Genomic DNA, 14,226 nt, shown 5'->3' on the forward strand with positions numbered 1-14,226 from the left:
AAATGCCTGAACTCGACATGATGTCCAGCCTCGTCGCTCTCGCCAATCTGGCAAGAGCGCAACTGGGCCAGCCCGACGGAATCGAAACGGCGCGGCAAGCCGTAGCCGAGCGGATCGGCCATGACCACATGGTCATCATTCCGGCGGTCGAACTGTGCGAAATCAAATTCAAGGCCCAGGCCGACGACCGGCCCAGCGTGGGCGACGTCAACTCGCACAACGACCGGTGGGTCGGCGACGACGGCGATGAACTGGGAACCATCTGCGGCGAAGGCTGGAAGATCTCGCGCCTGGACGATGACGTCGTTTCCTACTATCGGGAAACGGCGGAGACGAAGTTCGGCAGGATCGAGACCGCGGGCATCTGGAATTCGTCCGCGATCTGGCAAGGCCGGTGGCAATCGCTGTTTGCCACCGGCGTCAGCGGCGAGGTGGCCGGCATGTTCGGAGTCCGGCAGTTGTATCAGGAAGTCCCTCGCCTGCGCTATCGGTCCTTTGTGCTGCTGATTCCCATCAACGCCGCCGACGCCGCCCTGCAACAACGCATCCGTCGCGGATACGTGGCCGACTGAATCGGGGATTCCATGCACATCCAGCCCTCTGATCGGGACATCGCCGTAATCGGCATGGCTTGCCGGTTCCCAGGTGCAAGCGATCCCGACGAGTATTGGCACAACCTCGTCAACGGCGTCGAATCGGTGATGGAACTCGGCGATGCGCCGAGCGACCGGCAAACCCTCCCATTCGCCGCGCCGCTGACGGGCGACGTGCTGGCATTCGATGCCGCCTTCTTTGGGATCGGCCATCGGGATGCCGCATTGATGGACCCTCAGCACCGCCTGTTTCTCGAATGTGCGTGGCACGCGCTGGAGCAAAGCGGAATTCGCCCCGGGCGCTTGCCGGATACCGGCCTGTTCGCGGGGGGGAGCAGTTCGGCGTATCTAGCGCACCTGCAGCGATCGGAACTGATGGAGAAATTCCAGCCGTCCGCTTTCGAGCTGCAGATCACCAACGACAAGGACTATCTGGTCAGCCGCACAGCGTGGCATCTGGGCATCGAGGGGCCGGTGCTCGGCGTGCAGGCCGCCTGCGCCACGTCCCTCGTCGCCGTCGCCGAGGCCGTGGAGGCGCTGCGGGCGGGCCGTTGCCGCACCGCGCTGGCCGGCGCATGTACAGTTCGCTTTCCCCAGCGGGTTCCGTACCAGGCCCAGCAGGGCATGGTCTACTCCCGCAATGGCCATTGCATGCCGTTCTCCAGCAACGCGAGCGGCACGGTGTTCGGCAGTGGCGTGGCTGTCGTCGTGCTGAAGCCGCTGCGGTTGGCGCTGGTCGATGGCGATCGTGTGCTGGCGGTGATCAAAGGCTGCGCCGTAAACAACGACGGAGCTCGCAAGGTGAGTTTCACCACCACCAGTGTCGACGGGCAACGCCGGCTGATCAGCCAGGCCATGAAGGATGCCAACCTCGCGCCATCGGCCATGCGGGCTATGGAAGCGCACGGCACCGGCACGATTGCCGGCGATCCGATCGAGTTCGACGCGCTGAACGAATTGTTCGCGACCGGCGACGTCGCCCCCCGCCATTGTGCGTTGGGCGCCGTCAAGGCAAACGTCGGGCACCTTGAAACGTGCGCCGGGATGGCTGGCCTGATCAAGGCCGTGCTTCAGATTCAGCACGGCTGGATAGCACCGCAGATTCATATCGACGAGGTCAACCCGTCCATCGCGCTGGATGGCAGCCCGTTCTACTTTCCAACGTACGCCGAGCGTTGGGAGTCGACGGACCCGCGAACCGCGATTGGCGTCAGCGCATTCGGCATCGGGGGAACCAATACGCACGTCTTGCTCGCCCGTCCGCCCCTGGACGCCGACGAGCGGCCTCCGGCTCCGGCTATCTACCCGTCGGCCGTTCCGGTGTCCGGGCAAAGCGAGGCCGCGTGCCATCGACTGATTCAGACCTACCGCTCGGATCTCTCGGCATTGCCGATCGATACGCTGGCGTGGAGCGCCCAAACGACGCGGCGGCCGCTCAGATACCGCGCGACCTTGCTGGCCGGCAAGGACGGAATGCTTCACGTGGGCGAAGAGGTGCGCGACAGCGGGCGCCGCGCGCCACATGTCGTGTTCCAGTTCCCCGGTCAAGGCAGCCAGTTCCTCGGCATGGCGACGGGCCTCGCGCAGTCCAATGCCCGCTTCGCCACCGTTCTGCGTGAACTAGTCAGCCTGCTTCGCGACAGCGCAAACGTCGACATCTCCCTCCTGCTGCATGGCAGCGGCGGCGCCGGACTCACCGACACCGCGACGGCTCAGCCGGCTCTGGTGGCCGTCCAGATCGCGATGGCGCGTTTTCTCATGCAGCATGGCATCGTGCCCGACGCAGTCGTCGGGCATAGCCTCGGAGAAATCGCGGGAGCGTGCATAGCAGGCGTATTGACTGACGAACATGCGCTCCTGTTCGCTGCCCGCCGAGGCCGGTTGATATCCGCCCTGCCTCCGGGCTCGATGCTGGCGGTATCCATGAGCGAGGAAGCCTGCCAGGACTGGCTTGCGGAGGATGTGTCGCTCGCCGCCGTCAATGGCAAGGAATCGTGCGTGCTCTCTGGCACGGTGGCGGCGATTCAACGCGTGCAGGCATCGTTGTCGGCGCGCGGGGTTCGCTGCCGCGCGTTGTCGGTATCCCACGCGTTCCACTCTTCGATGATGGACCCTGCTCTGGCCGAACTGGCACTGGCGGCGCCGGCCCCATCGACGGACGCTGCCGGGATCCGGTTCCATTCGACCTTGCTGGGTTCCGAACTTGCATCAATGGCGCAGTTGGACCGGGACTATTGGGCTCGGCACGCCCGCGAGCCAGTCCGGTTCATGGACGCGATCCAGTCGATACCGGTCCGGGAAGGAACGGTATTCGTCGAGGTCGGGCCCGGCACCACGCTGACCGCACTGACGATGGCGTTGCGCGAGAAAGACATCGCCGTCCGCACGATGCGCGCCGAACGCGACGAATCCCAAGAACACGAAATCTGGCACGGGGCGCTGCAAAAACTATGGATGGCAGGCGTGGACCTGGACTGGCGCCCGTCATGGGACAACGCCGGCACGGCCGCGCCCTTGCCTCACTATCCGTTCGACAGGACACGTCATGGCATCGCCGCGGATACGGATGCGGCCGGAAGCCCGCCGCCCGAGGCGCCCGTCCGCCGTCCGGCGTCGCGCGAGTATGAAACGCTCGACGCCGCAGCCGCAGCCCTTTGGGAGAAAGCCACTGGAGTGGCACCGTCGGACCCGCATCGGCAGTTCAGCGACGATGGCGGCGATTCGCTGTCGGTCATCAAACTGGTCGCACTTGCCGACTCCGAGCTCGGGGTCATGGTGAGCGTGCCGGACTTCATGCGCGCCCCGACACCAGCAGGCCTACGCGCCTGCCTAGTGGAAGCGGGTGCCGCCAAAGCTATTCGCACACATCGTTAAGGAAAAAAGTACGCTTGACTATGGCCATCATCAATCATCCCCGCTACGGCAAATACGAAGTCGAAACCATCGTCGTGGACGACCAGAGTTCCTTCACCATCGCATGCTCGCCGCGCCGGCACGCGCTGCCGAGCAACGGCGGAATCCGCTGGCATCGATATGACTCGCTGAGCAAGCAGAAGGACGAGGCAGTCATGCTGGCCCATGCGATGGACCTGAAGCACGGCCTCTACCGCACGGGCTTCAGCGGCGGAAAGATCGTCGTCAACAGCAACGCCGCGCCCGACGACGCGCAGCACGTGTTCGACGCAATCGGCGAGACGCTCAACCGGTATGCCGGCTCGATGTACACCGGATGCGACATCAACACCAGCAGTACCCACATGGCCTATCTCCGGAAGTCAACGCAGTGGATTCTGGACGCCATGGACAACCCCCAGATCAATACCTCGATCGCCACGGGCTACGGAGTCTGGAGTGCGTTGCTGGCCGTGCTGCAGTTCACGCACCGGAGCACCGACACGCCGCTGGTGGCAATTCACGGCATGGGCAAGGTGGGCCGGGAGGTGGCCCGGCAATGCCTCGAACGCGACTACGACGTGGTCGGATTCGACGTTCGGCCAAGTCCGGAGATCCCTACCGGCGTGCGTATGCTGAGCGAGGACGAGTTCTGGCCATGCGCATCCGACGTACTATGCGTCGCCTCCCTCTCCGGGATTCTCGACATGAAGACCGTCGATCGCATTCGCACTCGCTGGGTGGTCAGCAGTTCGAACTCCCCGTTCGAGAGCCCGGAAGCGGAAGCGAAGCTGATCGGCAGGGGCATCGGGTATCTCCCCGATTACGTCAGCAATGCCGGCGCTGTGATCTGCGACAGCGTCGAACGGTCGTTCCCGGATGTCTTCCGCATCATGACGCAAAATCAAGCAAACGAATACACCGGGGCGCTGATCGGCGCCAAGACGGAAGAGTTGCTCAAGCGCTCGCATCTGCTGGGTTGCAACATTCCCACGCTGCTTTCGCACGCCCACTAGCCTTGGCGCCCGCGTCCAGGCGATAGGAGCCTGCCTGGTCCGCGTTCGCTGCAAGCGGCACCGAGAGAAAGCGCCGCGTCCGGCGCAGCCCTGCCGTACAGCCGTGCAATCGAGCGGCTGCGCCCGGACGCGGCCCATTCGTCGCGAGATGAAAATTTGACTGACATTTCCCTGTCGCGCCGCGCGCTGCTGCACGGTATGCTCGCCACGGCGTGGCTGGCATCCCTGCCTTCGGCGCGGGCCGTCTCCGCCGAAGCGACGGCGATCAAGGACGTCGCAGACCGCGCCGTACCGCTGCGTCGCCCGGCGCGCCGCCTGTTGCTGGGTGACGGCGCGCTAGCCTATGTCCTGCCCTTGCTGCGTCCGAACGCGCCGTTCCACAACGTGGTCGGCTGGGGGGAGAACTTCCGCGCCGCCGATCTCGACGGCTATCGCGCGTATCAGCGGCGCTTTCCTGAAATCGGCAACATTCCCACGTTTCCGGGCGCGACGTCGGACGCGCTGAGCGCAGAACGGCTCATCTCGCTGGAGCCCGACGTGGTGCTGCTGAACCTGAGCGCACGCTCGGCCGCCGAATCGTCGGGGCTGGAATCGCATCTGGAGCGAGTCGGCATTCCGGTCATCTACCTGGATTTCCGCACGCCGCTGTCTGCCAACGCGACGCGCAGCGTGGAGATCATGGGCGAGTTGCTGGGGTGCCAGGCGCGCGCAAGCAGCTTCCTGGCATTCCGCGACACGCAAACACGGCGTGTGACGGAGACCTTGCAAAAGGTCGCATCGCGGCCGCTGCTCATGCTCGAGCGTGCCGCCGGCCTCTATGACGACTGCTGCCTGAGCTACGGCCATGGCAACTTCGGCATATTGGTCAGAGCTGCGGGCGGCGACAACCTCGGCGACCGATTTCTGCAAGGGGACTTTGGAATACTGCATCCGGAGCAGGTCATCGCATCCGACCCGGACGTCGTGATTGTCACAGGCGCCAACTGGTCACTGTATTCGCCGGCGGGCAATTGGGTCAATCTCGGGCCGGGCGCCAGCCTCGCCGAAGGGCAGGCCCGTCTTCAACGACTGATGGCAAGGCCCGGGTACCGGGCCTTGCGCGCAGTCAGAAGTGGGCGCGTGCATGCGATCTGGCATCCGTTCTACGACAACCCGTATTACTTCATCGCGCTGCAGCGCCTCGCCAAATGGCTGCACCCGGAGCCCTTTGCGGACCTGGATCCCGAAGCCACGTTTCGCGAGCTGCACGAGCGGTTTCTGCCGGTTCCCTATCAACCCGGGTACTGGGTCAGCCTGAGCGCGGCGCAGCCCCGGACCGAGCGCACTTAAGACCCGCTGCGCTGCCGGTCGCATCAATGAATCATCACCATCACGCAAGCTCTAGCTATCAGGAGAATACTGATGCATCCCATCAAATCCGGTTCGAATTTCGACGTGCTGGTCGTAGGCGGAGGCATTCTTGGTCTCGCAAGCGCCTACTATGCGACGGCCAAGGGCCTGAATACGCTGATCATCGATCAGTTCGGTGTCCGCAATGACGTCAATAGCTCCAAGGGCATCGAGCGGATGTTCCGCCTGATGCAGGACAACAAGTCGGAAACGCGTCTGGCCGAAACGTCGCTCGCCCTCTGGATGGAACTCCAGCACGCAACGGGCGCGCAACTGCTTGCGGTGAACGATCTCATTTTCTTTGGACATCGGGATGCGCCGATGACGACCGAAGGCAACATCATGCAGGTCCGGGCGACCATGGACGGCATGGGAATGCCGTACGTGTACTTGGACTCTCCCGATGCGATCCGCCGGCGGTTCCCGGTATTCAATCGGGCGGCCCTGCCTGACGATTATGCGGGGCTTGTCCAGGCCGCGAGCGCCTCTATCAATGCCCAAGCGGCCGCGAAGGCGTTCTTTCTGGCGGCGAAGCAGACAGGCCGTCTGCACGTGCTGGACAAGCATGCCGTGGTCGGCATCGAACATCATCCGGCGGCCGCGGGCCGCAGCTACATGCTGCACACCGAGAGCGACGGCGAGTCGCTCTCGGTCCACGGACAACATCTGATAGCGTGTCCGGGCGTATGGACCGACTCAGTGCTGAAGAGCTTCGGCCTGCAGCAAACGCCGCGCTGGAAGATCTGGCAGATGAACTACGCGTACTGGGAACTCAAGAAACGCAGTCCCCAGGTACCAATCTGGTTTGAGTTCGGGAACATCGATGCGAGCGACCATGGCACGTTCTACGGCTTCCCGCCGCTGGATTTCTCGCCGACCATGAGCAACATGGTGAAGATGAGCGCGGACTACACCTACGATGTCTTCGACTCGCCCGCGGCAATCCGGCCTGGCGTGAACGAGCGCCTGCTGGATGAGCTCACCGGTCATCTCGGCCGGCTCATCGATCCCGGTGTCATCGATGCCGGCCGCTACCATCACGCCGGCACATGCCTCTATTCCATGAGTCCGGACGGCAAGCTCGTCATCGGCCGGATCCCGACGGAACCGTCCACCGACGCGTTCTATCCACGCGCTTCAATGTGCGTCATGGAGTCTGGGCGCGCATTCAAATACGCTCCGTTGTTCGGGCGCGTGCTGGTCGAACTGGCAGTCGAAGGTCAATCCCGCTACCAAGCGGACCTCGATGTCTTTTCGCCCGTTCGCGAAGGACTGTTCGACGTGGCGCGTCCTTGACGTGAAAAGCCTGTCCGTACGGTCACTCCCGCGCAGACAGAAGTGACCGTCCGCGCGACTCTTGTTTTGTCGATCGGGCGGTCGAGTGGGGTTGACCCGGTTTCGTGGACACCTATCCTTTGGAACAGGAGGAGCCCATCATGGGAAAGCACCACAACCCTACGCGCCGGAATTTCGGGCGCAGATGGTCGAGACTGTATGACGTACTGCGCGAGGCGCCGCAGCGCGCTGCCGTCGCCGCAGCCCATGTCGGAAATGCCGGCCGGCTGCTAATCGAGCGGCGTATCGTCGAACAGGCGGCGAATGATCTTTGTCGAAATCTCCCTCGACGCCGGACCCGATCCGGCGCTGCTCGACGCGTACACGTTCATCATGCGATCGATGTGTCCGTCGCGATCGACATCGAGCGGATCGGGGTCGCCGAACAGCAATTCGTCGAGCAACGCGTACGTGCGCAGGTACGATGCGGCAAGCCCCGCATACGGCGCGGCGATCGGCCGATGGATGCGTCCCGCTTCGTTGAGCTGCACGCGCTCGCCCTCGGAATCGACGTCTGCAACGCCCGCGTGGCCCATCAGCGCCCACGCCGCGCTCAGCGCGACGCGATCCACGTCGGGCCGAGCAGCAGCCCGTCCATCGCGTTGCGCAACTGCGCATGGACGTGCCGCCCGAGGCCATCCCGCGGTTCCGGCAGCGGCCATCCGTCGATGCAGATTCGCACGAGCTCCGCATAGAGCGCGCTTTCGTCGTCGTTCACGCGCCGACGATGGCACAGCGCATGCAGGTGCTGCAGCATCGACGTTGCATCGGCCAAGCGCGTGAAGAGCGGTCGCTGCTCAGCGTGACCCAGCCGGCCAGCGCGAGCAGGTTCAGCGTCCCCCACAGCAGCCCGAGATTGCGCGTCGGATCGGCCTTGTGCCCGGCGGCGAACGCGTGCATCGCCCGCGGCTCGCCGGCCTTCAGACCGTCGAACGCGCCCGCGAGCACGAGGCGCGTGAGCGTCGGCACGAGCACGATGCCGTTCGCCCAGTTGCAACTGCGCGTGTAGGCCATCACGCGCTGCGCGTCGTCGCTGCCGATGCGCAGCGTCGCCTCGCGGTCGCCGCGGCGGGTTTCGATCGGCGCGCCGGCGTCGGCGATCTCGACGCGCAGCGGCGTGCCGAGCGGCACGCCGAGCAGCTTGCAACTGTCGTCGGCGTGCGAGCGGAGGTAGTTTTCAAGCTGCTCGTTGTCGCTGCTCGCGCACCGCAAGTTCAACGTGCCGGTGCTCGGCCGGATGGGCGCGACGCTGCGCTACGACTTCCTCGCGAACAGCAAGAACGGGGGCGGCGGCGGCGGGGTCGCGCTCAACGGCAACGGGATGGATACCGCGGACGGCTTCGGCATCGATGCGGACTGCCTCGCGACATCGAAGGCGAACGGCGGCCTCGGCTTCGAGTGCAAGGGCGCGAACCGGCAGGACGTCGCGCTCGACCTGCTGTTCTACCCGACGCAGCAGATCACCGTGAAGGTCGAATACCGGCACGACTGGGCGAACAACAAGGTGTTCCTGCGGAACGACGGCTCGTACAGCAAGTCCAACGATCTGCTTGCGACGCAGTTCATCTACTCGTTCTGACGTCAATGGCGCGACGCGCGTGCGTTTGCGCCACAACCTTTCTCTGAAGCATCACGCGCCGCGACTGCACGACGTCGCGACGCGTGCATGCCGAACGACTTTCGCGTTTTGCCCATGATCGACACCTTCGCCCGCCGCGCCGACGCGCTCGCCCGCCGCTCATACTACGAAGCCACCGTTCGCCGCCCGGCCGACGACCCGGTGCTCGACGATGCGCTCGACGTCGACGTCTGCGTGATCGGCGCCGGATTCGCCGGCCTGTCGACCGCGCTCGACTGCCGCGCGCGCGGCCTGTCGGTCGCCGTGCTCGACGCATACCGGCCTGGCTGGGGCGCGTCCGGCCGCAACGGCGGGCAGTTGATCGCGGGCTTCGCGAAGGACGGCGAAATCGAGCGCCAGCTCGGCATCGAAGGCGCGCGCGAAGCATGGGCGCTGTCGCTCGACGCGCTCGCGCTCGTCGACGAGCGCATCGCGCGCTACGGCATCGACTGCGACCTCACGCGCGGCTATCTGACCGTCGCGACGCATCCGCGCCGCGTGCCGGAGCTGCGGCAGTGGATGGATAGCGCGACGTCGCGCTGGGGACATCCGTCGCTCGAATGGCTCGATGCGCACGCGGTTCGCGCGCGCATCGCGTCGCCACGCTATGTCGCGGGCGTCCACGATCCGCTGTCCGGGCATCTGCATCCGCTCAAATACTGCATCGGTCTCGCCGACGCGGCGCGGCGCGAAGGTGCGCGGCTGTTCTCGCACACGCCCGCACTCGAAGTCGCGCGCCGCGCGCGGCCCGTCGTGCGCACGCCGTCGGGCGAGGTGCGCTGCCGCTACGTCGTCGCGTGCTGCAACGCGGGCCCGGGCGGCGTGCTGCCCGCCGCGGCGGCCGCGCGCATCGCGCCCATCGCGTCGTACATCGTCGCGACCGAGGCGCTCGGCGCCGACCGCGCGAACGCGCTGATCTCCCGGCGCGACGCGGTCTGCGACAACAACTTCTTTCTCGATTACTTCCGGCTGTCCGCCGACCACCGGATGCTGTTCGGCGGCCGCGCGAGCTCGGCGGGCGCGTCGCCCGACGCGCTCGTCGGCGCGATACGCAGCCGGATGATCGGCGCGTTCCCGCAGCTCGCCGACGTGCGCATCGAATTCGCATGGGGCGGCTTCGTCGACGTGACCCGCAACCGCGCGCCGGATTTCGGCGCGATCGATCCGAACTACTTCTATCTCCAGGGCTTCAGCGGCCACGGCGTCGCGCTCACCGGCATCGCGGGCCGCATCGTCGCGCACGCGATCGCGGGCGACGCGCGCGCGTTCGATCTGTTCGCGCGGCTGCGACACCGGCGCTTTCCCGGCGGCCCCGCGTGGCGGCAGCCCGCGCTCGCGCTCGGCATGCTGTATCACCGCGCGCGCGAGCTGCTGTTCTGAACGCGCATTTCGCCTGATTTCGCTCGACACATTCGTCACTCGGTTGCCGCAACCCCGCGGTCAACCAACTGCTCCGCATGGGAAAAACAACAGGGATGCGATCTACAGACAAACCATGCCGACGGCACGCTGATTTGCCGTCGCGTCAAGCGAGACATCGAGGATCGCGACCGTTGTACATCACGATATCCATCGTCAGATTTCGATCGCACTCGTTCGCGCACATCCCGCGTTCGACGAAGATACACTTGCGACCGAAATCAGCTCGCACTTGGCGCTCCGCGAATTGGCCTCTCCGACGACCGTGACCAAGAGGCAAAACGTTCTCCATCACAAAGCGCCGCCTTTTGTCCGGACGCTTGTTGCGCCCAAGCATTCGATTCTTGCATGCTCGTCCTCTTTCACAGGTCGCCATCGAGAACGCCGCTCGAAGACGCCTTCGGTTTCGTCAAACGTGCCCGCCAAGCCCGATGGATCCGTGTTTCTCCAACTGAACGCAAAGCATCGTTTGAGCATGTTCGATCCCTTCTCGAACGGTCCTTGCAAAATCCCCGTGAAGACGAAGCGAATTCATGATGCTCTCGGCAATGCCGCCCGGCGTCGCGCATTGATTTACATAATCCTCGATTTCATTTTTCTTTAAATCTACAAGCCTAACCCGCCTCGCCCAATCGATAACCTCGCCCCACTCACCGAGCCCGTATTCTTGAGCACATTTCAATATTTCCCGATCACCAACAGCCGTTCCGATAAAATCGCAATACATTAATATAAACGGAAGACAAGTGCCGAGCACGGTAACTGGCTCAAAATGATTCTCGGATCGCAAATTCAAAAAGTTCGCCACCATGGATTCAAATAAATCCCTTGCGCTTTCATTCATGTCGCCGCAAGTTACACCGAGCGCCTGCCCGCTGGAAATCGTATCCGGTGAGCTTATAATCGCCCGTGCGATCGACCCCGATCCATGCGCAACGCCTGACAATCTGGAAAGCGAAACACCGGCCAAAAACGAGATGATTATCTGCCCATCTCTCAATTTGTAATTGGATAGCATTCCGTAATCTATCGGCCGTACGGTATACAAAATTACATCGCAATTCTGCATGACCGCATCTACGTCTACAAGACGGTCTTCGACTCCCGATGTCGCACTCGTCGTATACGATTTTTGGGAACCACGATGTCCGAGCCAAACATTTCCTCGATCAAACCCAACATCGATCAAGCGCGACGCAAGAGCAACCCCCAAGTGCCCCGCACCAATAATTCCGATTCTTTGACTCGTCATCCCATCACCTCCGATAGCCTTCGAAAGTTCGATTTGTTCTGCCATTGGACAAGCAGGTGAGTCTGAAAACGGCCGGCGTCGCCGTGCCGCTAAAGGGCTCATGAGGCCTCGCGCCCGATGATCAACACGAACCGCGATCACTCGACATTCGGCTCGAACAAGCCGTTCGCTGAGCCATGCGCCCCACGGCATCGCGACGTGACAGCGTCAGCATGAGTTGCTATCCTAGAGCTTGACCGACCATCGGTCAATGGGATGTCGCTGCACGTGTCGATACCTTCCCAGACAACCAGGAATGCAAATTTGGGCGCGTATTCAAACCCTTGTTCGATTACGCGCACATGCTCCACTGCAAACGGTCTTCGACTTTCCGTTGCATCGAGCTAACGATATTAGGATTTTTCCAGATTCAAGGTGGAGCCCACCGCCCGCATATTGAATTCAATCGAGGTTCACATGATCAGCCATCAACGCTATGTTTTATTCGCACTCTTGCTATCCGGATTCGTAACGATTTTCGATTTATTTGTTGTCAATATCGCGATCGTCAACATTGAGAAGACACTGCACGCAAGCTACGTAGAGCTGACGATGATTATCGTAGCCTATGAGTTATCGTTCGGCCTCTTGCTCATCACCGGAGGAAGGCTGGGCGATCTATGGGGGCGCCGTCGGGCCTATCAGATCGGCATGCTGTGCTTCACGGTGTCATCGGTTCTTTGCGGACTCGCGCCCCACGCGGCGGTACTGATCTTCGCGCGCTTTTTACAAGGGCTGTCTGCCGCCATACTCTTTCCGCAAATCTACGCAAGCATCCGAGCAGATTTTGACGAAACCGGCGCCCGACGGGCTTTCGGATACTTGGGAATGACGCTCGGGCTCGCTGCGATCGCGGGGCAAGTTCTAGGCGGCCTGATCATCTCGATCAATCTGCTGGAGTTGCAGTGGCGAGCTATCTTTTTTATCAACCTCCCCATCGGCTTGTTGGCGCTGGCTTTTTCTCGTCATTTACGGAACACGTCTATCGAGCAGAAAAACAGCCTGGACTGGGCCGGCGTCGCTCTTTCGAGTATGGGAATCTCCGTTTCACTGCTGCCTCTGCTAATGAGCGCGGTCTGGGGATGGAGCTTCAAAAGCTATGTCCTGATGTTGATCGGTCTGGGCACCTTGTATCTATTCATGCGTCACGAAATCCGGTACGCACGCAATGGCCACGTTCCTCTCATCAATATGAAGCTTCTCCAGGAAAGACGATTCATCAAGGGCTCGTCGCTGGTCATGTGCATCTATGCGACTGCCGGTTCATTCACGTTGGTGTTTTCGATTTTTCTTCAGTCCGGTTTGAAGCTAAGCCCGTTTGAAGCGGGAATGACCTATGTTTCGACCAGCATCGGATTTGCAATTTCGTCGCTATTGATGCCCCGGCTAATCGGCCGATCCGGCCCCCAAGTCGTTTCCGTTGGCGCGGTCTCTTACGCGGCAAGCTTCATCGCGCTAATACTCGCCGTGCGATATTTCCCTATCCTCGAACGGCCGTGGCTCCTGATGCCGGTACTGTGGACGCTGGGCTTTACTCAAGGCATGGTCATGACCCCTCTTTTGAATATCGTTTTGGCAAACGTCCAGGAAAATTTCGCGGGAATGGCCGCTGGAGTCGTTTCGACCTTGCAGCAGGTGGGCGCGGCATTTGGCGTAACGGCGGTCAGTACGATCCTGCAGATGACCTTAAAAAAAATGTCCCATCTGCAGGAATTCTCTCAACTGCAAAGCGCGTTCGTCTACAGCATGTTTTTCAACGTGGGGGCTGCTGTCGTCGCCAGTTATATCCTGCGGAAGATGTTGAATCAAGCGCAGCGCGTTTGAACGGAACCATTAGTTGCTGACCTAGTGTCGTGAGTTAGAAGTTCGTTTCATTATTATGTTTCGCCACTTGTGGCAACGAAGTGCTGCTTGAAGAGGCGTTCGGATTCGCGCAAGCCCTCGTCGGTAAGGATCACGGATTTCGCCTTGTTGACAGGATCGTCGATGAGACCACGTGCATGAAGCCGGTCGAGCACATCCCAATCGAAGTTCTTCCATGCTCGGTTGTGGTCATGCAGTGTCAGGTAAAGAAGGGCGAGAACCGTATCGTCAATCGCAGCGGTGTTGATGTTCATGGCGTTCATCCGGAAACCCAACGCAATCGCGCGGCAATCTCACGGTCCATCACCGCATTTTAGTTGAAACGATGTCCATGAATCACACATCCCATCTCATCCAGCACGAGATGATGTCGGCCGCACGCACGCCGGCCTTCGCCAAGCTGCCCACCGTCCTCAAGCGACTTCGCGAACACCTCAAGCTGCTCATCAATGTAAAACGGCCCGATCGCAAATGCGTTCGGGCCGTCAAGTCCCGTCCCGCTCGTTATGCCGTCCGGTTCCTCAGAAAAAAACCTTAACTGAACGGCATTAGACCCACGGGTCGGCTTTTTTGCGTCCAATCGCGACTGCCCGCCGCGACCAAACTTTTAAACTTATCACCAATTCCCGATAAACCAAAATGCGTCCCATCCGAAAATAAAGCATAACCTGTCCAGGTGGCCACTTTATGCTTAACGGCACAGTAAATCGTTGATTTTCAATAGAAAAGAGTGGTGGGCCCGGCGGGGTTCGAACCCGCGACCAATCGATTATGAGTCGACTGCTCTAACCCCTGAGCTACAGGCCCTAA

9 protein-coding genes, 1 tRNA gene and 3 pseudogenes are annotated in these 14,226 nt (G+C 61.9%); 9 read left to right on the top strand and 4 right to left on the bottom strand.

From position 1 onward, the window contains the following. Positions 1-2: 2 nt before the first annotated feature. From AQ610_RS28825 to AQ610_RS28845, 5 genes are all read left to right on the top strand, one after another. Positions 3-572 (top strand): allene oxide cyclase barrel-like domain-containing protein, encoded by a 570-nt coding sequence (locus tag AQ610_RS28825; RefSeq protein WP_006027800.1) that lies wholly within the window; start codon positions 3-5, stop codon positions 570-572. A 12-nt stretch (positions 573-584) separates the two neighbouring features. Continuing rightward, on the top strand, positions 585-3,467 hold the full coding sequence (locus AQ610_RS28830; protein WP_043282910.1) for a type I polyketide synthase: 2,883 nt from the start codon (positions 585-587) through the stop codon (positions 3,465-3,467). A gap of 20 nt (positions 3,468-3,487) precedes the next feature. Beyond that, positions 3,488-4,501, top strand: coding sequence for a Glu/Leu/Phe/Val dehydrogenase dimerization domain-containing protein (locus AQ610_RS28835; RefSeq protein ID WP_006027802.1), 1,014 nt, complete (start codon positions 3,488-3,490; stop codon positions 4,499-4,501). Positions 4,502-4,657: 156 nt separating this feature from the next. After that, the gene (locus AQ610_RS28840) at positions 4,658-5,830 is read left to right on the top strand and encodes an ABC transporter substrate-binding protein (protein ID WP_009916012.1); all 1,173 of its coding nucleotides are present in this window, start codon (positions 4,658-4,660) and stop codon (positions 5,828-5,830) included. A 72-nt stretch (positions 5,831-5,902) separates the two neighbouring features. After that, complete coding sequence (locus tag AQ610_RS28845) at positions 5,903-7,186, top strand: FAD-dependent oxidoreductase (RefSeq protein WP_006027804.1); 1,284 nt, start codon at positions 5,903-5,905, stop codon at positions 7,184-7,186. 137 nt (positions 7,187-7,323) lie between these two features. On the opposite strand, the pseudogene AQ610_RS28850 reads toward AQ610_RS28845, so the two are convergent. Continuing rightward, positions 7,324-8,464 (bottom strand): annotated as a pseudogene (locus tag AQ610_RS28850) (AprA-related methyltransferase); the annotation flags it as partial. On the opposite strand from AQ610_RS28850, the pseudogene AQ610_RS28855 reads away from it, so the two are divergent. After that, a pseudogene (locus tag AQ610_RS28855) lies at positions 8,415-8,804 on the top strand (DUF3138 family protein); the annotation flags it as partial. The pseudogenes AQ610_RS28850 and AQ610_RS28855 overlap by 50 nt on opposite strands. 114 nt (positions 8,805-8,918) lie before the next feature. Further along, positions 8,919-10,223 (top strand): NAD(P)/FAD-dependent oxidoreductase, encoded by a 1,305-nt coding sequence (locus AQ610_RS28860; protein ID WP_045554720.1) that lies wholly within the window; start codon positions 8,919-8,921, stop codon positions 10,221-10,223. A gap of 448 nt (positions 10,224-10,671) precedes the next feature. Here the strand turns inward: AQ610_RS28860 and AQ610_RS35310 are convergent, their stop codons facing one another. Then, positions 10,672-11,559 carry a pyrroline-5-carboxylate reductase family protein gene (locus AQ610_RS35310; RefSeq protein WP_080595147.1) on the bottom strand — a complete coding sequence of 296 codons (888 nt, stop codon included), beginning with the start codon at positions 11,557-11,559 and terminating at the stop codon, positions 10,672-10,674. Between the two features lie 411 nt (positions 11,560-11,970). On the opposite strand from AQ610_RS35310, the gene AQ610_RS28865 reads away from it, so the two are divergent. After that, on the top strand, positions 11,971-13,377 hold the full coding sequence (locus tag AQ610_RS28865) for an MFS transporter (protein ID WP_006027808.1): 1,407 nt from the start codon (positions 11,971-11,973) through the stop codon (positions 13,375-13,377). Positions 13,378-13,430: 53 nt separating this feature from the next. On the opposite strand, the gene AQ610_RS28870 is transcribed toward AQ610_RS28865, so the two are convergent. Further along, positions 13,431-13,670, bottom strand: a complete 240-nt coding sequence (locus AQ610_RS28870) for a DUF6429 family protein (RefSeq protein WP_197417883.1) — start codon at positions 13,668-13,670, stop codon at positions 13,431-13,433. A gap of 89 nt (positions 13,671-13,759) precedes the next feature. Here AQ610_RS28870 and AQ610_RS35315 point away from each other — a divergent pair. Beyond that, positions 13,760-13,954: pseudogene (locus AQ610_RS35315) on the top strand (IS4 family transposase); the annotation flags it as partial. A 193-nt stretch (positions 13,955-14,147) separates the two neighbouring features. Here the strand turns inward: AQ610_RS35315 and AQ610_RS28875 are convergent. After that, positions 14,148-14,223, bottom strand: a tRNA-Ile gene (locus AQ610_RS28875). Between the last annotated feature and the right edge of the window lie 3 nt (positions 14,224-14,226).

The sequence above is a fragment of the Burkholderia humptydooensis genome (genome assembly GCF_001513745.1).
GTDB lineage: Bacteria > Pseudomonadota > Gammaproteobacteria > Burkholderiales > Burkholderiaceae > Burkholderia > Burkholderia humptydooensis.